This is a genomic window from Streptomyces sp. NPDC058000 (assembly GCF_042886435.1).
Classification (GTDB): domain Bacteria; phylum Actinomycetota; class Actinomycetes; order Streptomycetales; family Streptomycetaceae; genus Streptomyces.
This window is the reverse complement of sequence record NZ_JBHVQS010000004.1, coordinates 139,659-161,486: the sequence shown is the minus strand read 5'-3', so window position 1 is coordinate 161,486 and position 21,828 is coordinate 139,659. Positions and strand designations below refer to the sequence as shown.

Below are 21,828 nucleotides of genomic sequence, written 5' to 3'. Positions count from 1 at the left end.
CCCAGGGTAGGACCGGCCACTGACAACGCGGCGGGGAACGGACCCGACGGCCGCCGCCGGCCCGTTCCCCGCCGCGCCGGGCGGTCAGTGGCCCGCGTCGGCCAGCGCCTTGCGCACCACGTCGGGCTTGTTGCTGATGACCCCGTCGACCCCCAGGCCGGCGGAGCCGACCGCGGCCTTGGCGTCGTCGACGGTCCAGGTGTAGAGCTCCAGCCGCCGGTGGTGCGGGCCTCGCAGCGCGTGCACGGCGTTCACGTACGCCTGGGTGACGGCGGTGTGGGGCGGATTGATCTGGTCGCAGTACGCGGCGTACTTGGGCAGGTCGGCCACCGGGGGGTTGCCGAGGAAGCCCGTTTTGACCGCCGGGTTCAGGCGGTGGACCTTCTTGATCGCGTCGGCGTTGAAGCTCTGGACGATCAGGCGGCGCTTGAGGTGCTCGCTGTCCAGCCAGCCGTCATGGCGCAGCTCCCGGAGGGCCTGCCGCTCGATCCCGGGGTAGAGCTCCGGGTTCTTCAGCTCCATCAGCAGCCGCTGGCCGTTGTGCTCGACCTCGTCCAGGTAGTCCTCAAGGGTCGGCACCCGCTCCCCCTTGAACTTCGCGCCGAACCAGCTGCCCGCGTCGAGTTTCTCGATCTCCCGGAGCGTGAGGTCGCCGACGTTCCACGGGGAGCGGTCCGGGAAGACCTTCTTGACGTTGGTCGTTCTCGCCAGCGAGGTGTCGTGCAGGACGACCAGCTCTCCGTCCTTGGTGCGCTGGACGTCGTTCTCGACCCAGGGGATCCCGAGCCGGTGCGCCGCATCGACCGAGGCGAGCGTGTTTTCGGGGGCGTACGCCGCGGCGCCGCGGTGGCCGACCACCACGGGGGCGCGCCCGTGGGCCGCGGCCTGGGCGCCGCTGGCGGGGAGGACGAGCGCGGACAGACCCAGGAGCGCACCGGCGAGGGCGGCGACGGGGCGAATACGCATACGGACTCCTCGTGACGTCGTGGTAGTGAGCTGACGTGAAGTGAGGTGAACGGGGGGGACGGACAGGCGGAGGATCGCAGCCGGGCCGGAGGGGGAGGCGGACATGCGGTGGCCGGGTGCTGAACGAAGAATGGCCGGTTTTCCGTGCGGAGCGTCGCAGTTGCAGGATGCCCGGAATGGCCGTGCAGCAGACATACGTCCCGACGTCGTCCAACTTGCCGGAGCCGCGGCATCCGCGCATCTCGGCCGACGATGAGTCACCCCTCGGGCAGTTGACCGTTTTTGTCGCCCGTGCCCAGGGCATACCGTTCCGGCCAGCCGCGACGCGCCTGGTCCGGGGCCGGCTCCCCGATCCGACCGCCGTGCTCGTGCCGGCGGAGCGCCCACGGCTTGGCCGGAGCCGGACCGCTCGTCCCACCACTCCGGCGGCCCTCGGAAAACCGCAGGTCAGATCCGATGCGGCACCGATTGTCAGTGGCGGGTCGTACGGTGGATCCCATGCGGCCCGTTTCAAAGATCGAACGCACGGTGGCGCCCTTCGAGGTCGTCAGCTCCTACCAGCCCAGTGGCGACCAGCCGGCGGCCATCGCCGAGCTGGACCGACGCATCCGCGGTGGTGAGAAGGACGTCGTCCTGCTGGGCGCGACCGGTACCGGCAAGTCGGCGACCACCGCGTGGATGATCGAGAAGCTCCAGCGCCCGACGCTGGTGATGGCGCCCAACAAAACCCTCGCGGCGCAGCTCGCCAACGAATTCCGCGAGCTGCTGCCCAACAATGCCGTCGAGTACTTCGTCTCGTACTACGACTACTACCAGCCCGAGGCGTACGTCCCGCAGTCCGATACGTACATCGAGAAGGACTCCTCCATCAACGAGGAGGTCGAACGGCTGCGCCACTCCGCGACGAACTCCCTCCTCACCCGGCGGGACGTCATCGTCGTCGCCTCGGTGTCCTGCATCTACGGCCTGGGTACGCCCCAGGAGTACGTCGACCGGATGGTGCCACTCAGGGTCGGTGACGAGATCGACCGGGACCAGCTGCTGCGCCGCTTCGTCGAGATTCAGTACGCCCGCAACGACGTGGCGTTCACCCGGGGCACCTTCCGGGTCCGCGGCGACACCATCGAGATCTTCCCGGTCTACGAGGAGCTGGCCGTCCGGATCGAGATGTTCGGCGACGAGATCGAGGCGCTGTCCACCCTGCACCCGCTCACCGGCGAGGTGATCAGCGACGACCAGCAGCTGTACGTCTTCCCCGCCAGCCACTACGTCGCCGGCCCCGAGCGCATGGAGAAGGCCATCGCCGGGATCGAGGCCGAATTGGTGGACCGGCTCGCCACCCTGGAGAAGCAGAGCAAGCTGCTGGAGGCCCAGCGGCTGCGGATGCGCACCACCTACGACATCGAGATGATGCGGCAGATCGGCTCCTGCTCGGGCATCGAGAACTACTCGATGCACCTGGACGGCCGCGAGCCGGGCACGGCGCCCAACACCCTCCTCGACTACTTCCCGGAAGACTTCCTGCTGGTCATCGACGAGTCGCACGTCACCGTCCCGCAGATCGGCGCGATGTACGAGGGCGACGCCTCCCGCAAGCGCACCCTCGTCGACCACGGCTTCCGGCTCCCCTCCGCGCTGGACAACCGGCCGCTGAAGTGGGAGGAGTTCCTGGGGCGGGTCGGCCAGACCGTCTACCTCTCCGCGACGCCCGGCCCGTACGAGCTGTCCCGCGGCGACGGCTTCGTGGAGCAGATCATCCGGCCGACCGGTCTGATCGACCCGGAGGTGGTGGTCAAGCCCACCGACGGGCAGATCGACGACCTGGTGCACGAGATCCGCAAGCGCACCGAGAAGGACGAGCGCGTCCTGGTCACCACCCTCACCAAGAAGATGGCCGAGGACCTCACCGACTACTTCCTGGAGCTCGGCATCCAGGTCCGCTACCTGCACAGCGACGTGGACACCCTGCGGCGCGTGGAGCTGCTGCGCGAGCTGCGGTCGGGTGAGTTCGACGTGCTCGTCGGCATCAACCTCCTCCGGGAGGGCCTGGACCTGCCGGAGGTCTCCCTGGTGGCGATCCTGGACGCCGACAAGGAGGGCTTCCTGCGCTCCGGCACCTCGCTGATCCAGACCATCGGCCGGGCGGCTCGTAACGTCTCCGGCCAGGTGCACATGTACGCCGACAAGATCACCGCGGCGATGGAGAAGGCCATCGAGGAGACCAATCGCCGCCGGGAGAAGCAGCTCGCGTACAACAAGAAGAACGGCATCGACCCACAGCCGCTCCGCAAGAAGATCGGTGACATCGTCGCCACCCTCGCCCGCGAGGAACTCGACACCCAGGAGCTGCTGGGCTCCGGCTACGGCAAGGCCGGTGGCGACAAGGACGGCAAGGCCAAGGCGCCGGTCCCGGCGCTCGGCGGGAAGGCCGGTAAAGCCGGCAAGGCGGGCAAGGCCGCCAAGGGCAAGGGCGGCAAGGGCGGCGAGGTCCTGACGGATCGTCCCGCGGCCGAACTCGCCGAGACGATCGAAGAGCTGACGGAGCGGATGCGGGCGGCCGCCGCGGAGTTGCAGTTCGAGGTGGCCGCCCGGCTCCGGGACGAGGTCGGCGAGCTGAAGAAGGAGCTGCGGCAGATGAAGGAGGCCGGACTGAAGTAGCGGCCGGGTCCGCGGCCCACCCACCGGGGCGACGGCGGTCGGGCCGCGGACCTGACCGGGCGTGTTGCAGAACCGCCACAGGCGGCGGGCCCGCCGCGCCCCCGTCCGCTCACGTGCGTAGGGTCGGCAGGGGCCGCTGAACGGGCGGACGGGACGGCGAGGAGGGGACGGCGCGTGTCGGTCAACTTGTCCAAGGGGCAGGACATCAGCCTGCGGAAGTCCGACGGGGCGACGCCGACCGCGGTTCGGATGGGCCTGGGGTGGCGGTCGGCGCCGCGCCGCGGCCTGTTCGGGCGCCGCACCCAGGAGATCGACCTGGATGCCTCGGCGCTGCTCTTCGCCGACGGCACCCCTGCCGACGTGGTCTACTTCCAGCGCCTCACCAGCGACGACGGCGCGGTCCGGCACACCGGCGACAACCGCATCGGCGGGGCCGGCCAGGGGGGTGACGACGAGGCGATCCTGGTCGACCTGGAGCGGGTGCCGGTCCATGTCGACCAGATCGTGTTCACCGTCAACTCCTTCACCGGCCAGACCTTCGCCGAGGTCCAGGACGCGTTCTGCCGACTGGTGGACGAGACCACCGGCCAGGAGCTGGCGCGCTACACCCTCACCGGCGGCGGCGACCACACCGCGCAGGTCATGTGCAAGGTGCACCGTTCGGGCGACGGCTGGCAGTTGACCGCCATCGGCGAGCCCACCGTCGGCCGTACCTTCGAGGACCTGGTGCCGGCGATCCGGCCGTACCTGTAGGCACCGCGGCACCGACGCGCGACCGGTCGACACACCACCGGCACGACACACAAGGGGACGACGATGACGGCGGAGCTGGTCCGGGGGCAGAACCACCCACTGGACGGCACCCGTGTGGAGATCCGGATCGCGGCCGGCGGGCCCGTTCTGGTCGCGGTCGCGCTCGGCGACGAGCAGGGCCGGCTGCCGGGCACCGAGGCGGTGGTCCATCCGGGCGTACCCCACCGGCCCGGCGTCGAGGTTCCCTCCGGGGCGGCCGCCGAGCAGCGCATCGCGGCCGATCTCGACGCGCTGCCCGCCGCGGTGCACCGGGTGAGCGTGCTGCTGGCGCTGCCGGGCGGGCCCGGCGCTCCGGGCGGCTTCGGCCCCGCCGCCGCGCCCTCGATCGCCGTGACGCGCGTCGACGGCACCCCGCTTGTCGCCTACCCCCTCACCGGCCTGGGCCCCGAGTCCGCGTTGGTCGCCGTCGAGCTCTACCGCCGGCAGGGCGCCTGGCGGATCCGCGCCGTGGGCCAGGGGTACGCCGGCGGACTGGCGGAGCTGCTGCGCGATCAGGGGCTGCCGCGGGCCGCGGAGCTGGCCGCGGAGATCGAAGCGGCGGCCGGCCACGACCCGGCCCCGATGGTCGCGGCGCCCGACCCGGCGGCGGTGCGCCCCCCTGAGCGACCGGCGGCCGGGACCACCGCCGGCACCCCTGGCACCCCGGCGGCGGAGCCCGCTCCCCAGCCCTCCGGCGGCCGGGTCGACTACCGTCACCCCCGGCGGCCCACCGCCCCCGCACCGCCCCCCGCGGCCGCCTCGGCCCCGTCCACCCCGCCCGCACCCCTGGTGCCCACCGGGCCGGCCGAGGCCCCCGGCGACCCGGCGGGTCCGATCGCCCCGGTCGCCGGCGACGCCAACGGCTGGAGCATGGAGGAGCGGCTCTACAACCAGGTCCGTGGCATGTTCGAGGACCTGGCCCGGTCGGTCGCCGCGTACCGCAGCGCCGCCGGTTTCGCCGCCTCCCGCCTGGAGCGGGAGCTCGACGCGGCGCTCGCCGACCCCGGCGCCCGCCTGGGGGGCGCTGCCGAGGCCGCCCGCGCCGCCGCCCGGGACCGGCACGCCGACCTGGTCGACCGGGCCCGTGTGGTCCTCGACCGCGACCTCGCCCAGCTGGCCGCCGAGTCGGAGGTGGTGGAGCCCGCGCTGCCGCTCGCCCTCGCCCGTTGGGACCATCCGGTGTGGCACGGCTACGAGGTCCCACGGCAGCACCCGATGGCGGTGCGGTTGGGCGATCTGCACCTCCCGGAGGCCCCCGGCCTGCGCATCCCGCTGCTCGTCCGGCTCCCGCTGGAGCGCGGACTGTGGATCGACAGCGGTCCCGGACCGTATCCGCGCCCCGGGCACGACCCCGAGCGGGAGTACGGCCGCCGGGAGTTGGGCAGCGCGCTCACCGACGCGGCGCCCGACGAGGCCGCGCTGGCGCGGCTGGCCCTGGAGACCGCCGTCGCGGTCGCCGCCCGGCTGCTGGCCGCCCATCCGCCCGGTGCGTTCGCGGTCCAGGTCATCGACCCCGCCGGCGCGGCCGCAGCGGCGCTCGCCCCGCTGCGGGAGAGCGGCGTGCTGCCCGCGTCCCCGCCCGCCGGCGCCCGGGGCGTGGCCGCGGTGCTGGAGGCGCTGACCCGGCGGGTCGACCTCCTCCAGATGGCGGTGCGGCACCGCGCGACGGAGGCCCTGCCGCCGGAGCTGGATCCCGCCGAGCAGCTGCTGATCGTCCATGACTTCCCGCACGGCTTCGACGACCGGGCCCTGAACCAACTGCGCTATCTGGCCGACGAGGGCCCCGCGGTCGGGGTCCACCTGATGCTGGTCGCCGACCGGGACCGGGCGCGGGAGTACGGGCCGGTCCTGGATCCGCTCTGGCGCGCCCTGCTGCGGATCACCCCGGTTCCCGACGCCCACCTCGCCGATCCGTGGGTCGGGCACGCCTGGACGTACGAGCCGTCCCTCGCGCCCCGGCGCAGCGAGGTGATCCGCCGGGTCCTGGACCGGGTCGCCGATGCCCGTCCGGCCGTGGACCCTGAGCGGGGCTGACCCCGGACGGTCGCGTTAGCCCTTCAGTAAACCTCCCCTCACCTGCGCTTTTGCCTTTTCCTTTGCCATTCCATGAACTTCCTTTACTCTTCTTTGGAGGGGTGCAGGAATCCCCGGCAGCGACGACGCTGTGTGTGCCGTACGACCATGCCGGAGGAGCAGTGGACGTTTCCCTGACCCTGTGGGTGCTGACCATCCTTGGTCTGGGTGCCCTGATCGCCGTCGACTTCTTCATCGGCGGACGCAAGCCCCACGAGGTGTCCCTCAAGGAAGCCGGTATCTGGACCGGCGTATGGATGGGGCTGGCCGTGCTGTTCGGGCTCGGCCTGCTGGCCTTCGGCGGGGGCGCGCCGGCCGGTGAGTTCTTCGCGGGCTTCATCACCGAGAAGTCGCTGAGCGTCGACAACCTCTTCGTCTTCGTCCTGATCATGGGCAAGTTCGCGGTCCCGGCCATCTACCAGCAGCGGGTGCTGATGGTCGGGGTGCTCATCGCGCTGGTGCTGCGGGCCGGGTTCATCGGCGCGGGCGCGGCGATCATCGCCAACTTCTCCTGGGTGTTCTACCTCTTCGGCGCGTTCCTCGTCTGGACCGCCTGGAAGCTGATCCAGGAGGCGCGGGCCGGGCAGGAGGACGAGGAGTTCGAGGAGAACCGCTTCCTGAAGGCGGTCGAGCGCCGTTTCCCGTCCACCGACCGGTACCACGGCACCAAGCTCTTCATCGTCGAGAACGGCCGACGGCTGATGACCCCGATGCTGATCGTCATGCTGGCGATCGGCACCACCGACGTCCTCTTCGCCCTGGACTCGATCCCGGCGATCTTCGGCCTGACCCAGGACCCGTACATCGTCTTCACCGCCAACGCCTTCGCCCTGATGGGGCTGCGGCAGCTGTACTTCCTGATCGGCGGACTGCTCAAGAAGCTGGTCCACCTCTCCTACGGCCTGTCGGTGATCCTCGGGTTCATCGGCGTGAAGTTGGTGCTGCACGCCCTGCACGAGTCCGGGGTGGCCGTCCCGGAGATCAGCATTCCGGTTTCGCTGGGCGTGATCTGCGCGGTGCTGGCCATCACGACGGTGACCAGCCTGCGGGCCTCGCGGCGCCTGGCGGCGGCCGAGGAGCCCGCGGAGGCGGCCGCCGGGGCCGGGACGCGCACCCGCGGTTGAGCGCCGTGGGGAACGGCGCGGGCCCGGCGGGCGGAGGTCCGCCCGCCGGGCCCGGAGCCGGGCTTCCGGCCGTTACCAGCCGCGCTCCCGCCACTCGGCGAGGTGCGGCCGCTCGGCGCCGAGCGTGGTGTCGGCGCCGTGCCCCGGATAGACCCAGGTCTCGTCCGGCAGCCGGTCGAAGAGCTTGCTCTGCACGTCGTCCACCAGGCTGGCGAACCGTTCGGCGCTGCCCCAGGTGTTGCCGACCCCGCCGGGGAAGAGGCAGTCCCCGGTGAAGACGTGCGGGTGGCCGTGCGGATCGTCGTAGACCAGCGCGATGCTGCCCGGGGTGTGCCCGGCCAGATGGCGCGCGGTCAGCTGGACGCGGCCGACGGTGATCGTGTCGCCGTCCTCGACCGGCACGTCCGTGGGCACGGGGATGCCCTCGGCGTCGTAGCGGCCCGCGTACGTCCGCGCGCCGGTGGCGTCGACGACCTCACGCAGTGCGCCCCAGTGGTCGCCGTGCTGGTGCGTGGTGACCACGGACGCCAGACCGCTGTCACCGACCAGGGTGAGGAGCGTGTGCGGATCGGCGGCCGCGTCGATCAGCAACTGCTCGTCGGTCGCACGACACCGCAGCACGTACGCGTTGTTGTCCATGGGACCGACCGCGACCTTCGAGATCATCAGGTCGGTCAGCTCGTGTACGTCGGCCGGTCCGCCGACCTTCACTGCTCCGCTGTAGGTCATGGCATCAACTCTAGAGCGGCGGGATGGCCGGCAGCGCCGCGCCGTGGGTGTCCAGCCGTCCGCCGTCCGCGCGCCCGGTCAGCCAGCCGACCAGGTCCTTCGGCGAGCCGCTGACCACCACGGGGGCGGCTGACGCACCGTCGGCGGAACGCCCGGTGTGCCACTGGCGGCCGTCGTCGCCGTGCAGCTCCAACGCGGGCAGGTCCGGGTGCCCGGCGAACTTGATCCCGGTGAGGAAGTCCAACTCGCTGTCCACGAAGGCCGGCGACAGCTGCTCGACGGTGTACCCGACGCCCAGGTCGACATGGTGCAGTTCGACCTCGGCCAGCCGGCGCAGCGCGAGCCGGTCGGCCCGCTCGATGACGCCGTTGCGCATCTCGACCTCGTACGTCCGGCGGTCCGCCGGCAGGGCCTGCGCCGCCGCTCCGAAGCGGGCCGCGCTCTCCTGGAGGTCCTCCAGGTGGACCGCCAGCGGACGGTCGGCGTCCCGCTCGATGTCGCCGTCACGGGCCGCGGTACTGGCGTACATCGGTGTACGGACGCCGGTCCGCGCCCAGGTCAGGAGATTGACCAGGGCATCGGCGTTGCGGGCCAGATGAGCCAGGACGTGGCCCCGGGTCCAACCGGGCAGCAGCGACGGCTCGCCGACCGCGGCGTCGTCGAGCTTGCCCAGGGAGACCAGCAGTCGGTCGGTCGACTCGTGGACGGCGGCCGCATCGCGCGGGAAATCAGGAGGGATGGTCATGGCCCGACGCTAGCGCCGGCCGGGCGGGTCCGGGAGCCGTACGGCGGCATTCGGTGGGCCTTCGGGGTGGTGCCGGTCGCGCGGGTGGTGTGCGCGGGCGCGGCAGGGGCGGACGGGTTCGCCGCCTCTGCCACGCCGTCCGCCCGGCCCGCGCCCCCGGGGCCTGCCCGGTGGATCAGGACCGGACAGGCACTAGGACGGGCCCTAGGCGGCCGGTACTACGGCGGGCGCCCCGAACCACTGGCCCAGCGCCGCGTCCAACTCCTCGTAGGCGCCGGGGGCGTCGGCCGCCCAGGCGGTGCAGCCGTCCGGGCGGAGCAGGAGGCCGGACAGGTCGGGCCGGTCCGGGCAGGTCACCGTCAGGGTCCGCACCCGGTCGCCGTAGCCGGCCGCGCGCTCGCGCAGCGCCGGATCGTCGGCGAGGTCGAGCAACAGGCCCCGGCCGCCGTGGAGATGGTCCGCGAGCCGGTGGCCGTCGGACAGCTCCAGGTCGGGGGCGCTACGGCCGGTCAGCGGGTGCGAACCGGGCAGGTCGTAGCGCTGCCAGACGCCGGAGATCTTCTTGACGAAGAACGTGGTGGCGTCGGGCGTCCCGGACAGTTCGTTGATCACCTGGCGCAGCGCTCCGGCGTGCGACTCCGGCCGCATCAGGGCCACTTGGGCCCGGGTCCAGTCCAGCACCCACGCGCCGATGGGGTGCCGCTCGGTGGTGTAGCTGTCGAGCAGGCCCTCCGGGGCCCAACCGTGCACCGTGGCGGCCAGCTTCCAGCCGAGGTTCATCGCGTCGCCGATCCCGAGGTTGAGCCCCTGGCCGCCGAACGGCGAGTGCACATGGGCCGCGTCCCCGGCCAGCAGCACCCGGCCGTGGCGGTACGAGGACGCCTGCCGGGCGTTGTCGGTGAAGCGGGTCGCCGAGACCACCTTGGTGACCGTTACGTCCGGGACGCCGGAGACCCGTCGCAGCGCGGTCTGCAACTCCTCGGCGGTGATCGGGGCTTCGCGGTCCGCGGGCGGTCCGTCGAACTCCACGGTGAGGATCCGGCCGGGCATCGGCCCGTGGACGTACGTCCCGGTGGCGGTCCAGTTCCAGCCGGCGCCCAGGTCGTCGGCGCCGGTCATCTCCACCATGGCCTGGTGGCCGGTGATCGACGGGGCGGTCCCGGGGAACGGGATGCCGGCGAGCCGGCGCACCGTGCTGCGGCCGCCGTCGCAGCCCACCAGCCAGCCGGCGCGCAGCGACCCGTGCGAGGTGTGGACGTGCACGCCCTCGTCATCGGCGTCGAAGCCGGTGAGGGTCACCCCGCGGCGCAGGGTCACGCCCAGTTCGACGGCGCGTTCGGCGAGGATCCGCTCCAGGGCCTCCTGGGGGACCAGGCCGACCTCGCCGGCCGGGCCGCGGCCGGCGAAGTCCGGATCCGACTCGTCGAGCAGGTCGCCGCGGAGCATGATGCCCGCGAAGTGCCCAGCGAACCGCGGCGCCGGCACCGTGACCGAGGCGCCGGTCGCCTGCCGTTGCCGATTGAACGAGCCGAACTGCGCCAGGCTGGCGTTCTGCACCTCCCTCAGCGGTGGCAACAGCCCGCGCCGATAGAAGGCCTCCGCGCTGGGGGTGTTGATGGCCCCCGCCTTGATCGTGGTGTCCACCTCGGTCAGTCGCTCCAGGACGACGACCGGGACATCCGCCAGTGCCAATTCGCAGGCGAGCATCAGCCCCACCGGGCCGCCCCCTGCCACCACTACGTCTGCGTCGCGCTTCATGAGGCATGAGTGTAGTCACTAAAAATTTGTTTCCGCTACAATTTTTTTCGATGGAGGGAGAGACGGTGGCGGAGAAGAAGTCCACGGGACAGCGGGGGCGGACCGCGGAGCGGCAGGCGGTCGGGGGTGTCGACGACGACGCGCACCTGAGCCTGCGCGAGCGCAAGAAGCGCCTCACCCGGCAGCGGATCTCCGGGGAGGCGACGCTGCTGTTCCTTGAGCGCGGCTTCGACAACGTGGCCGTCGCCGAGGTCGCCCGCGCCGCCGAGGTGTCCACGATGACGGTCTTCAACTACTTCCCGCGCAAGGAGGATCTCTTCCTCGACCGGATCCCCGAGGCCGTCGAGCTGATCGTCGGCGCGGTGCGGGAGCGCGGCGCCGACGAGACGCCGCTCGCCGCGCTGCGCCGGCTGGCGCTGGACCTGCTGGCGCAGCGGCATGCGTTGGGCGGGCCGGGGGAGGGGTTCGAGCACTTCTTCCGCACCGTTCTCCAGGCGCCTTCGCTGCGAGCGCGGGCGCGCGAGGCGGTCGAGGAGATCGAGGCCGCACTGGCCGGGGCGCTCGCCGAGGCGGCCGGCGGCGATCCCGCGCGGCCCGATCGGGATGCCCGGCTGGCGGCGGCGCTGATCATCGCGGGCTGGCGGGCGCTCTACGTGGAGGCCGTCGTCCGGCAGTTGGAGGGTGATCCCGTGGACGAGGTGGCCGTTGACCACGAAGCAGTGATCCGGCACACGTTCGACGTGCTGACGCGGGCGCTGCCGGACGGCGGGCCGAGCGGGTCCGATCGGGTCTGATCGCGGGGGTGCTGTCCCACCGGACGGCGTAACGGCTGGTCATCGCGGTGGGAAGGTTGTGGGGCCGCCACACGTTTGGGTGAAGAGGGCTTGCGAGGCCCGTAAATCGAATGCACGTGCTATAGGCTCGTGTGTGGCATCCCAACGACACTGCCGCGACGGCCCCCATACCCTTGGTCGGGGGCCCGCTCCGCTCCGCCGCCTCTGCTCGCTCACCGCGCGGTGGACGCAGCCCGTGGCTTCCGCCCCTCTCCAAGAAAGGTGCCGACCGGCGTGGCCGACCGTCTCATCGTCCGTGGCGCTCGCGAGCACAATCTCCGCAACGTCTCGCTCGACCTCCCCCGCGACTCCCTCATCGTCTTCACGGGGCTCTCCGGGTCGGGCAAGTCCTCGCTCGCCTTCGACACGATCTTCGCCGAGGGGCAGCGGCGCTATGTCGAGTCGCTCTCCTCATACGCCCGGCAGTTCCTCGGGCAGATGGACAAGCCCGATGTGGACTTCATCGAGGGCCTGTCCCCCGCGGTCTCGATCGACCAGAAGTCGACCTCGCGCAACCCGCGCTCGACGGTCGGCACGATCACCGAGGTCTACGACTACCTCCGGCTGCTCTTCGCCCGGATCGGCAAACCGCACTGCCCGGAGTGCGGGCGGCCGATCGCCCGGCAGTCGCCCCAGGCCATCGTCGACAAGGTCCTGGAGCTCCCCGAGGGCAGCCGCTTCCAGGTGCTCTCGCCGCTGGTGCGCGAGCGCAAGGGCGAGTTCGTCGACCTCTTCTCCGACCTCCAGACCAAGGGCTACAGCCGCGCCCGGGTCGACGGGGAGACCATCCAGCTCACCGAACCGCCGACGCTGAAGAAGCAGGAGAAGCACACCATCGAGGTGGTCATCGACCGCCTCACGGTCAAGGAGAGCGCCAAGCGCCGGCTGACCGACTCCGTCGAGACCGCCCTCGGGCTCTCCGGCGGCATGGTCATCCTCGACTTCGTCGACCTCGACGCCGACGACCCGCAGCGCGAGCGGATGTACTCCGAGCACCTCTACTGCGCCCACGACGACCTCTCCTTCGAGGAGCTGGAGCCCCGCTCCTTCTCCTTCAACTCGCCCTTCGGCGCCTGCCCGGACTGCACCGGTATCGGCACCCGCATGGAGGTCGACCCGGAGCTGATCATCCCGGACGAGGAGCGCTCCCTCGACGAGGGCGCCATCCACCCCTGGTCCGGCGGCCACACCAAGGACTACTTCGGCCGCCTGGTCGGCGCGCTCGCCGACGCCCTCGGCTTCCGTACGGACATCCCCTGGGCCGGACTGCCGCAGCGCGCCAAGAAGGCCCTGCTCCACGGCCACAAGACCCAGATCGAGGTCCGCTACCGCAACCGCTACGGCCGCCAGCGGGCGTACACCACCGCCTTCGAGGGCGCGGTGCCGTTCGTCAAGCGGCGGCACAGCGAGGCGGAGAGCGACAGCAGCCGGGAGCGCTTCGAGGGCTACATGCGCGAGGTGCCCTGCCCGACCTGTGAGGGCACCCGGCTCAAGCCGATCGTGCTCGCCGTCACGGTCCAGGAGAAGTCGATCGCCGAGGTCGCGGCCATGTCGATCAGCGACTGCGCCGACTTCCTGCGCACGATGACGCTCAACGCCCGCGAGAAGACCATCGCCGAGCGGGTCCTCAAGGAGGTCAACGAACGGCTGAAGTTCCTGGTCGACGTCGGCCTGGACTACCTCTCGCTGAACCGCGCGGCCGGCACCCTCTCCGGCGGCGAGGCCCAGCGCATCCGCCTCGCCACCCAGATCGGCTCCGGCCTGGTGGGCGTGCTCTACGTCCTCGACGAGCCGTCGATCGGCCTGCACCAGCGCGACAACCACCGGCTGATCGAGACCCTGGTGCGGCTGCGCGACATGGGCAACACCCTGATCGTGGTGGAGCACGACGAGGACACCATCAAGGTCGCGGACTGGGTCGTCGACATCGGCCCGGGCGCCGGCGAACACGGCGGCAAGGTCGTCCACAGCGGCCCGATGAAGCAGCTGCTGGCCAACAAGGACTCGATCACCGGCCAGTACCTCGCCGGCAAGAAGGCCATCGCGACGCCGGACGTCCGCCGCGCCACCGACCCGTCCCGGCAGCTGACGGTCCACGGCGCGAAGGAGAACAACCTCCGCGACATCGACGTCTCCTTCCCGCTCGGGGTGCTCTCCGCCGTCACCGGCGTCTCCGGCTCCGGCAAGTCGACGCTGGTCAACGACATCCTCTACACCCACCTCGCCCGTGAGCTGAACGGCGCCAAGTCGGTCCCCGGCCGGCACACCCGGGTCGCCGGCGACGACCTCGTCGACAAGGTGGTGCACGTCGACCAGTCGCCGATCGGCCGGACCCCGCGCTCCAACCCGGCCACCTACACCGGCGTCTTCGACCACGTCCGCAAGCTCTTCGCGGAGACGATGGAGGCCAAGGTCCGCGGCTATCTGCCCGGCCGCTTCTCCTTCAACGTCAAGGGCGGTCGCTGCGAGAACTGCTCCGGCGACGGCACCATCAAGATCGAGATGAACTTCCTGCCGGACGTGTACGTGCCGTGCGAGGTCTGCCACGGTGCGCGCTACAACCGCGAGACGCTGGAGGTCCACTACAAGGGCAAGTCCATCGCCGAGGTGCTGGACATGCCGATCGAGGAGGCGCTGAGCTTCTTCGAGGCGGTGCCGACCATCGCCCGCCACCTCAAGACGCTCAACGAGGTCGGCCTCGGCTACGTCCGGCTCGGCCAGTCCGCGCCGACCCTCTCCGGCGGTGAGGCGCAGCGGGTCAAGCTGGCCAGCGAGCTCCAGAAGCGCTCCACCGGCAGCACCGTCTACGTCCTCGACGAGCCCACCACCGGTCTGCACTTCGAGGACATCAGCAAGCTCATCAAGGTGCTGTCCGGCCTGGTCGACAAGGGCAACACGGTGATCGTCATCGAGCACAACCTCGATGTGATCAAGACCGCGGACTGGGTCATCGACATGGGCCCCGAGGGCGGCAACGGCGGCGGCCTGGTCGTCGCCGAGGGCACCCCGGAGCAGGTCGCGGCGGTCCCGGCCAGCCACACCGGCAAGTTCCTGCGGGACATCCTCGGCGACCGGGTCAGCGATGCGGCCCTGGTCAACGGCGCGCCCCGGAAGCCGGCCGCCCGGAAGACCGTGGCGAAGAAGGCGGTGGCGAAGAAGGCGGTGGCCGCCGACGCGGTCGGGAAGACGACGGTGACCGCCTCGACCGCGGCGAAGAAGACCGCAGCCAAGAAGAGCACCGCCGCCTCCACCGCCAAGAAGGCCCCGGCGAAGAAGGCCGCCGCCAAGACGACGGCGGCCAAGAAGACGACGACGCGGGCCCGTCGGACCTCCTGACACCGCACCGCCGTACGGAACAGCGGGGGCGGAGCCTCTTCCCGGGGCTCCGCCCCCGCTGTGCTACTCCGGGCCGAGCCGGGCCGGGCCAAACCCAGGCCCCCGGCCTGTCACGGCCTCGGGGACGTCGCCCGCCTCTCCCCGCTCAAGCCCGCCAACCTCAACTGCCTGGGCCGCCGCACCTTTTGCGCCGCGGCCCCGGTCGGCGGGGGCCTGCGGCCCCTGCGCGACCCGGCCACGGCTGGCCTGGAGGAAGACGACGAGGAGGAGCCGAAAGCCTGATCAGCGTGCGGATCGCGGTGCTTTCGCCCCCCCCGTGTCCTCATCGGCCATGTCCAGCCGTCTGCTTGCCCTCGGTCTCGCGCACCTGGACCGGCTTAGCCAGGTGGTCGGCGCGTAACGCGGTCAAGATCCCGAGGGCGCAGACCGCCGCGAAGCCCAGCAGGAGGTAGCGCGCGGAGGTAAGCGTCGCAGGCCCACCCAGGTTGACCAGGAAGCCGGCGAGGGCCGCACCGAACGCCGTCGACATCGTCAGTACCGTCGCGATCGCCGCTGCGGCCTTCTCTCCCTCCTCCTTGTCCGGCGTGCTGGCCATCGCGGCAACGGACAAGTGGGGCATGGCCAGGCCGATCCCGGTGCCGGCGAGGAGAAGGAGGGGCAGCCACGCGATGACCAGAAGCGGTGGTGCGTCGCGGTGCTGCAACAGAGCGAGCGCGGCGAGCCCAGCCGCGAGGAGACCGGGGCCGGCCACCCGCAGCCGTCGAACCGTCCGCTGCCGGCGCGCTGAGGAGCTGACGACTTGGCTCGCCGACCAGCCGAGCGACAGCGCCGCTCCGAAGAACCCGGCCGCGGCCGGCGGCAGCCCGCCCAGACGCTGCCCGAACAACGGCAGGAACGTCTCGACGGCAACGCCGGCCGCGAGGAAGGCGATGGTCAGGTAGACCCACCGCACAGCGGAACCAGCCTGGTAGGTCGCGCGGGGCAGGACCCGGATCCGGCTGCGCTTCTCCCGCACCGCGAAGACGATGACCAACGCCAGTGCCAGCGCGATGAACACCGCCATCAGGGCCTCGTTCGTCAGAACGCCGGCGACGCTCACGGCGCCTGCGGACCCGATCACCAGCACCAACGAGCCCAGCGGCACGGGAACCGCCTCCTCCTCGGTCCTGCCGCTCCTTGGCAGCACGCGAGGCACGAACGCCGCCATCACCGCGGAGACGGCAGCCAACACGACGAACGCCAGCCGCCAGGCCCCGAACTGGGCGAAGAGTCCGCCCAGAGCCGGACCGATGAAGTTGCCCAGACCGAACATGGCAGAGATCAAGGCGCTGCCCCGTACCCACAGATGGCGCGGCAGCGCCGAGTTGATCAGTGCGAACCCCAGGCCGGTCAACAAGCCCGCCCCGAGCCCCTGCGCGCCGCGACCGACCAGCAGCACAGGCATCGTCGGACTGGCCGCGCATACGACCGACCCGACGGCGAAGAGACCAAAGCCGATCAGGTAGGAGTCGATACTGCCGCGCCGGGCGAGAGTTCGGCTCACGAGCATGGTCGCGACAACCTGGGCGGTCAGGAAGACGGTCATGTTCCATGCGTAGAGGCGTTCACCGCCGATGTCAGCGACCGCCGTGGGCAGCAGGCTGGCGGTGAGGTAGATGTTCACGGCTCCGACGAGCACGCCCCCGGCCAGCACCAGGGCGGTGCCGAGATGGCTGCCTAATTCCCGCCAGGTCCCGACGCTCTGATGATCGTCCACTTCCGAACCTCTCCATGAGTCGTGCGCTTTTGGGCATCATGGCGGGGCGGAAGGACCCGGTAATCCGGCAAAACGGACGTGACCTGCGTCACATCTTGAGTGCATCGGATTCGAGTGCGCCACGCCAAGGCCGCACTGGACCCGAGTGGCTGTGCGTCGCAGGCGGCGCACAGCGCGCACGGCGATTCTCGTGAATGGCCGGACGCGAGAGTTCTGTCAACGGCCCGAATCCGATCGCGTTTCCAAGAACATCGTTTGGCGCTGACGGCTGTTCCGTTGTTCCCCGAGGCCGGGTCGGGCCGGCAGTCCGGCAGTCCGGTAGGCCCCTCAGGCCGTCAGTTCCGTGGCGTACGGCGGCTCCGCGCCCGCTCGGGAGCAGGTGACGGCCGCCGCCCGGGCGGCGAAGCGGAGGATGTCCTCCCAGTCGCCGTCGGTGAGCGCCCCGACCGCCGCGTACGACAGCGCGCCATGGACGTCCAACCGGTGCAGCAGCGCCGCGTTGACGGTGTCGCCCGCGCCGATGGTGTCGACGACGGTGACCCGCTCGCCGGGCACCGCCAGCTCACCGCCGCCCCGCGTCACCACCGTCAGCCCGTCGCCGCCGTGGGTGAGCACGATCGCCGCCGGCCCGGCGGCCAGCCACTCCCGGGCCGCCGCGAGGACCGTCGCCCGGTCGGCCCTCGGCTGCCCGACGCCCGTCCCGGCCAGCCACAGCGCGTCCTCCTCGGACAGCTTCAGCAGCGCCAGGTCCGGCAGCCAGGAGCGGAATCGCGCCCGGTAGGCGTCCGGGTCGGGGATCAGCCCGGGGCGGATGTTGGGGTCGAGCGCGGTGAACACCCCGCGTCGAGCCTCCCGGCGCAGCAGCGCCTCGTACGCCCCGGCGCCCGGCTCCAGTACCAGCGAGCAGGTGCCCAGGGAGAGCGCCCGCACCGCCTCGGGCAGCGCCGGGGGCAGTGTGAAGAGCCGGTCGGCGGTGCCCTCCACGTAGAAGCCGTAGCCGGCCGAGCCGTCCGGGCTGATGTCCGCCACCGCCAGGGTCGTCGGCTCCGGGCCGCGCTGCACCAGTGAGGTGTCCACCCCGCCGTCGCGCAGACCGCGCAGCAGCGACGCACCGAAGGTGTCGGTCGAGACCCGGGAACAGAACGCGGTGGGTGCGCCCAGCCGCCCGAGCGCCACCGCGGTGTTGTAGGGCCCGCCGCCGCGCCGCGGCAGCAGCGCCGGCAACGGGCCGTCCGGGGACGGCTGCTGACTGGGGACGAGGTCGATCAGTGCCTCGCCGGCGACGACGATCACGGGGGCGGGTCCTTTCCTACGGAGGCCGGGGCCGGCCGGGGTGTGGCGGTGCGGGCCCGTCCGGGCCCCGGGACCGTCCGACGGGCGGGGTGCCCGGCCGCCGGACGGCCGCTAAGCGGTCTCGGGACAGCCGCACGAGGTGCGGTGCACGAAGGTGCAGGGGAGCCGGACGGTGCGGGGCGGGCGGCCCGGATCGTCCAGCCGCTCCAGCAGCAGCCGGACCGCCGCGGCGCCCAGTTCCTTGCTGGGCTGGGCGATCGCGGTCAGCCGTGGGGTGAAGAGGTCCGCCCAGGAGAAGTCGTCGAAGCAGGCCAGGGCGATGTCCCGGGGCACCTCCAGGCCCAGGCCGCGCAGGGCCTGGAGCGCGCCGATGGTCATCGCGTTGTTGGCGGTGATGATCGCGGTGGGCGGATCCGGCGCGGCGAGCAGGTGGCGGGTGGCGTCCTGGGCGCCCTCGGCCTCGGAGTTGCCGCCGGCCAACAGCTCCGGGGCGAAGGGGAGTTCGCGGGCGCGCAGCCCCGCGCGGTAGCCCTCGACCCGTTCGGTGGTGGTGCTGAGCCCGGGCAGGCCCGCCACCAGGCCGATCCGGGTGTGCCCCAGGTCGGCAAGGTGCTCGACGAGTTGGCGGACCGGCCCGGTGCTCTCCGCGCAGACCTGGTCGAAGCCGTCGCCGACCAGCCGGTCGAGGAAGACCGTGGGCACCCGACGCTGCATCACATATTTGGTCATCTCGGCTGGTTCCGCGGACGGCGCGACGATCATGCCGTCCACCCGCCGCTCGTGCAGCAGTTGGACGACCTTGCGCTCGTGCCGGGGATCGTCGTGCGGGTCGGCGATCAGCAGGCTGTATCCGGCCTCCAGAGCGCCGGCCTCGACGCCCTGGAGGATCTCGGTGAAGTACGGGTTGCTGATCGCCGAGACCGCCAGGCCGATGGAGCGGGTGCGGGAGGTGACCAGGGAGCGGGCGAGGGTGTTGTGGGTGTAGCCGAGCTCCTCGATGGCGGCCAGCACCGCGGCCCGGGTGTCCGGGCGCACGGGGCGGGTGTCGTTCACCACGTGCGAGACCGTGGCGACGGAGACGCCCGCGCGCCGTGCCACATCCACCATCGTCGTCATCCGGCTCTTTCCTCCCCGATGCCCCGGCGCACCGTGCTCCGGCTCCCGGCGGACGGCCTCCGTGCCCGTCCGCCGCAGTCCATCACAGTACGTCCGCACAGGACCAAACGTAAACGCTTGCGTAAGCGTTTACGTCCTGGTGGTTCTTCTGTAGTGTCCCCGCCATCGAACCCGCACGACGTCGTGAGGAGGCGCCGATGCGCGCTCTCGTGGTCACCGCACCGGGCCCCCGGGGCACCACCGCTGTCACCGAACTCCCCGATCCCCGCCCGGAGCCCGACGAGGTGGTCGTGCGCGTCACCTCCTGCGGGCTGTGTGGCACCGACATGCACATCCTCGGCGGTGAACTGCCGGTGGTCGGCTACCCGCTGGTCCCCGGGCACGAACTGACCGGCGAGATCGTCGCGGTGGGCGGGGCGGTGCGGGACCGGGCGGTCGGCGAGCGGGTCGCGGTCGACCCCAACATGCCGTGCGGTGCCTGCCATTACTGCCGGATCGGCCGCGCCAACCTCTGCGAGGACTACACCGCGATCGGCGTCACCAGGGCCGGCGGCTTCGCCGAACTGGTCGCCGTGCCGGCCCGCTGCGCCTACGTCCTGCCGTCGCACCTCTCGGAGGCCGCCGCCGGACTCGTCGAGCCGCTGTCCTGTGCGGTGCACGGACTCAACCGGCTGCCGCGCCGCCCCGGTGAGCACTACCTGATCTACGGGGCGGGCACCATGGGCCTGCTGATGGCCGCGCTGGTGCGGACCGCGGGGGCCGCCTCGGTCTCCGTCGTGGACCTCAACGAGGAGCGGCTGGCGTTCGCCCGGTCCTTCGGCGTGGACGCGGCGGTGACGCACGCCGACACCCTCGACCGGGCGCCCGGCTTCGAGGTGGTGATCGACGCGACCGGGGTGGTCGCGGCCATCGAGGACGGTCTGGGCCGGGTGCGCCGCGGCGGGACGTTCCTCCAGTTCGGCGTCGCCGACCCGGCCCGCGCGGCGTCGTTCTCGCCGTACCGCGTCTACAGCCAGGAGATCGACATCATCGGCTCGATGGCGGTGCACAACAGCTTCCAGCCGGCCATCGACCTGCTCGCCGCCGGCCTCGGCGGAGTCCCCGTCGATTCACTGGTCTCCGACGTCTACGGCCTGGACGACTTCGACGAGGCGGTGGCCCGCTTCCGGGCCGGCACCGGTCGCAAGATCCACATCGCCCCGCAGAAGGGCTGAGCGTCGTGCCCGCATCCGTCAAGAACGCCATGATCTGGGTCTTCGGCGCCCTCGGGGGCATCCTCTGGGGCTACGACACCGGCGTCATCTCCGGCGCCATGCTCTTCCTCAAGCGCGATATCGCGCTCACCCCGCTCCTGGAGGGCCTGGTCGTCTCCGGCCTCCTCGTAGGCGCGATGCTCGGCGCCGGTCTCTCCGGGCGGCTCTCCGACTCGTGGGGGCGCCGCCGGTTGATCCTGGCCGCCTCCGGGATCTTCATCCTCGGCACCCTCGGCGCGGCCTGTGCGCCCGGAGCCGTCCCGCTGATCGCGTTCCGCTTCGTGATCGGCGTGGGCGTCGGTATCGCCTCCGTGGTCGTCCCGCTCTACCTCACCGAACTCGCGCCCAAGCACCTGCGGGGCGGGCTGACCTCGCTGATGCAACTGCTGGTGACCGTCGGCATCTTCGTCGCCTACGTCACCGACTACCTGCTCTCCGACTCCGGGGCCTGGCGCTGGATGATCGGCCTGGGCGTGGTCCCGGCCGCGGTGCTGGCGCTGGGCATCATCACCCAGCCGGAGAGCCCGCGCTGGCTGGTGGGCAAGGGCCGGGGCGCGGAGGCCCGGGCGGTGCTGACCCGGCTGCGCGGGGACGCCGCGGCGGCGGGGGAGGAGCTGGCCGAGATCGAGCGGGCCGAGCGCGCCGAACGGGAGGCGAGCGAGCCGCTGAGCCTGCGGCGACTGCTGTCGCCGCAGCTGCGGCCGGCCTTCACGGTCGGGATGCTGCTGGTGCTCTTCCAGAACTTCGTCGGGATCAACACGATCATCTACTACGCGCCGACCCTGCTCACCGACATCGGCTTCGGCTCGGGCGGCGCCATCCTGGCCAACGTCGGCATCGGCCTGCTCAACATGCTGATGACGCTGCCGGCGATGCGGCTGATCGACCGCAGGGGCCGCAAGCCGCTGCTGCGGACCGGGGCGCTGGGCATGTGCGCGGCGATGGTGGTGCTGGCCGTCACCAACCTCTCCGGGCTCGGCTACGGCGCGCTGCTGTCCACCCTCACCCTGCTCGGGATCGCGCTCTACATCGCCTCGTTCGCGGTCTCCTGGGGGCCGGTGCAGTGGGTGATGCTGCCGGAGCTGTTCCCGATGCGGATCCGGGCCGCCGGGGTGAGCCTGTGCGTGCTCTTCAACTGGCTGTTCAACATGATCGTGGCGCTGCTCTTCCCCTCCCTGCTGCACGCCTGGGGTGCCGGGGTCAACTTCTGCTTCTTCGCCGGGACGACGCTGCTGGCGTTCGTCTTCGTCCAGCGGCTGCTGCCGGAGACCAAGGGCCGCAGCCTGGAGGAGATCGAGGCGGAGCTGCTGCGGGGCGGGGAGGACCGCCCTCCGCGCGAGCGGACCGCCCCGGTATCGTCAGGGGCCGACGCCGCCCACTGACCTGGAGGTACCCC

General features: G+C 71.7%; 16 protein-coding genes. 9 read left to right on the top strand and 7 right to left on the bottom strand.

Annotated features, from left to right (window positions below; all coding sequences use genetic code 11):
- Positions 1–84 precede the first annotated feature (84 nt).
- Entirely contained in the window at positions 85–966 is an 882-nt protein-coding gene (locus tag ACFVT2_RS06870; protein ID WP_390013023.1) for a glycerophosphodiester phosphodiesterase, read from the bottom strand.
- A gap of 498 nt (positions 967–1,464) precedes the next feature.
- Between ACFVT2_RS06870 and uvrB the strand changes: the two genes are divergently transcribed.
- The 4 genes from uvrB to ACFVT2_RS06850 all read left to right on the top strand — a co-directional run bounded on the left by uvrB (position 1,465) and on the right by ACFVT2_RS06850 (position 7,613).
- Positions 1,465–3,624 carry an excinuclease ABC subunit UvrB gene (gene uvrB, locus ACFVT2_RS06865; protein WP_390013021.1) on the top strand — a complete coding sequence of 720 codons (2,160 nt, stop codon included), beginning with the start codon at positions 1,465–1,467 and terminating at the stop codon, positions 3,622–3,624.
- 174 nt (positions 3,625–3,798) lie between these two features.
- A complete protein-coding gene (locus tag ACFVT2_RS06860) occupies positions 3,799–4,377 on the top strand; it encodes a TerD family protein (protein WP_390013019.1) in 579 nt (192 codons plus the stop codon).
- Positions 4,378–4,440: 63 nt separating this feature from the next.
- Positions 4,441–6,450: a TerD family protein gene (locus ACFVT2_RS06855; RefSeq protein WP_390013017.1), complete on the top strand. Its 2,010-nt coding sequence runs from the start codon at positions 4,441–4,443 to the stop codon at positions 6,448–6,450.
- 161 nt (positions 6,451–6,611) lie between these two features.
- Entirely contained in the window at positions 6,612–7,613 is a 1,002-nt protein-coding gene (locus ACFVT2_RS06850; protein WP_390013015.1) for a TerC family protein, read from the top strand.
- Positions 7,614–7,685: 72 nt separating this feature from the next.
- Here ACFVT2_RS06850 and ACFVT2_RS06845 read toward each other — a convergent pair whose 3' ends face one another.
- The 3 genes from ACFVT2_RS06845 to ACFVT2_RS06835 form a co-directional block, all read right to left on the bottom strand.
- Entirely contained in the window at positions 7,686–8,342 is a 657-nt protein-coding gene (locus tag ACFVT2_RS06845; RefSeq protein WP_390013013.1) for an MBL fold metallo-hydrolase, read from the bottom strand.
- A gap of 10 nt (positions 8,343–8,352) precedes the next feature.
- Positions 8,353–9,087, bottom strand: coding sequence for a maleylpyruvate isomerase family mycothiol-dependent enzyme (locus ACFVT2_RS06840; RefSeq protein ID WP_390013011.1), 735 nt, complete (start codon positions 9,085–9,087; stop codon positions 8,353–8,355).
- 204 nt (positions 9,088–9,291) lie between these two features.
- Positions 9,292–10,845, bottom strand: coding sequence for an FAD-dependent monooxygenase (locus ACFVT2_RS06835; RefSeq protein WP_390013009.1), 1,554 nt, complete (start codon positions 10,843–10,845; stop codon positions 9,292–9,294).
- Between the two features lie 50 nt (positions 10,846–10,895).
- On the opposite strand from ACFVT2_RS06835, the gene ACFVT2_RS06830 reads away from it, so the two are divergent.
- The 3 genes from ACFVT2_RS06830 to ACFVT2_RS06820 all read left to right on the top strand — a co-directional run bounded on the left by ACFVT2_RS06830 (position 10,896) and on the right by ACFVT2_RS06820 (position 15,296).
- Positions 10,896–11,639, top strand: coding sequence for a TetR/AcrR family transcriptional regulator (locus ACFVT2_RS06830; protein ID WP_390013007.1), 744 nt, complete (start codon positions 10,896–10,898; stop codon positions 11,637–11,639).
- A 273-nt stretch (positions 11,640–11,912) separates the two neighbouring features.
- Positions 11,913–15,014, top strand: a complete 3,102-nt coding sequence (gene uvrA / locus ACFVT2_RS06825; RefSeq protein WP_390013005.1) for an excinuclease ABC subunit UvrA — start codon at positions 11,913–11,915, stop codon at positions 15,012–15,014.
- Between the two features lie 60 nt (positions 15,015–15,074).
- On the top strand, positions 15,075–15,296 hold the full coding sequence (locus ACFVT2_RS06820; RefSeq protein ID WP_390013227.1) for a hypothetical protein: 222 nt from the start codon (positions 15,075–15,077) through the stop codon (positions 15,294–15,296).
- A gap of 40 nt (positions 15,297–15,336) precedes the next feature.
- On the opposite strand, the gene ACFVT2_RS06815 is transcribed toward ACFVT2_RS06820, so the two are convergent.
- From ACFVT2_RS06815 to ACFVT2_RS06805, 3 genes are all read right to left on the bottom strand, one after another.
- Entirely contained in the window at positions 15,337–16,770 is a 1,434-nt protein-coding gene (locus ACFVT2_RS06815; RefSeq protein ID WP_390013003.1) for an MFS transporter, read from the bottom strand.
- Positions 16,771–17,097: 327 nt separating this feature from the next.
- A complete protein-coding gene (locus ACFVT2_RS06810) occupies positions 17,098–18,063 on the bottom strand; it encodes a carbohydrate kinase (protein ID WP_390013001.1) in 966 nt (321 codons plus the stop codon).
- 111 nt (positions 18,064–18,174) lie between these two features.
- Positions 18,175–19,179: a LacI family DNA-binding transcriptional regulator gene (locus ACFVT2_RS06805; RefSeq protein ID WP_390012999.1), complete on the bottom strand. Its 1,005-nt coding sequence runs from the start codon at positions 19,177–19,179 to the stop codon at positions 18,175–18,177.
- 197 nt (positions 19,180–19,376) lie between these two features.
- Here ACFVT2_RS06805 and ACFVT2_RS06800 point away from each other — a divergent pair, with 197 nt between their 5' ends.
- Complete coding sequence (locus ACFVT2_RS06800) at positions 19,377–20,393, top strand: zinc-dependent alcohol dehydrogenase family protein (RefSeq protein ID WP_390012997.1); 1,017 nt, start codon at positions 19,377–19,379, stop codon at positions 20,391–20,393.
- 5 nt (positions 20,394–20,398) lie between these two features.
- Complete coding sequence (locus ACFVT2_RS06795) at positions 20,399–21,814, top strand: sugar porter family MFS transporter (RefSeq protein ID WP_390012995.1); 1,416 nt, start codon at positions 20,399–20,401, stop codon at positions 21,812–21,814.
- The last annotated feature ends 14 nt before the right edge of the window (positions 21,815–21,828 follow it).

What these genes read in the sequence shown, in the direction of transcription:
- ACFVT2_RS06840 (WP_390013011.1), bottom strand. Translation starts at nt 9,087, where the DNA reads ATGACCATCCCTCCTGATTTCCCGCGCGATGCGGCCGCCGTCCACGAG.
- ACFVT2_RS06845 (WP_390013013.1), bottom strand. Translation starts at nt 8,342, where the DNA reads ATGACCTACAGCGGAGCAGTGAAGGTCGGCGGACCGGCCGACGTACAC.
- ACFVT2_RS06830 (WP_390013007.1), top strand. Translation starts at nt 10,896, where the DNA reads ATGGAGGGAGAGACGGTGGCGGAGAAGAAGTCCACGGGACAGCGGGGG.
- ACFVT2_RS06805 (WP_390012999.1), bottom strand. Translation starts at nt 19,179, where the DNA reads ATGACGACGATGGTGGATGTGGCACGGCGCGCGGGCGTCTCCGTCGCC.
- ACFVT2_RS06870 (WP_390013023.1), bottom strand. Translation starts at nt 966, where the DNA reads ATGCGTATTCGCCCCGTCGCCGCCCTCGCCGGTGCGCTCCTGGGTCTG.
- uvrB (WP_390013021.1), top strand. Translation starts at nt 1,465, where the DNA reads ATGCGGCCCGTTTCAAAGATCGAACGCACGGTGGCGCCCTTCGAGGTC.
- ACFVT2_RS06800 (WP_390012997.1), top strand. Translation starts at nt 19,377, where the DNA reads ATGCGCGCTCTCGTGGTCACCGCACCGGGCCCCCGGGGCACCACCGCT.
- ACFVT2_RS06855 (WP_390013017.1), top strand. Translation starts at nt 4,441, where the DNA reads ATGACGGCGGAGCTGGTCCGGGGGCAGAACCACCCACTGGACGGCACC.
- ACFVT2_RS06835 (WP_390013009.1), bottom strand. Translation starts at nt 10,845, where the DNA reads ATGAAGCGCGACGCAGACGTAGTGGTGGCAGGGGGCGGCCCGGTGGGG.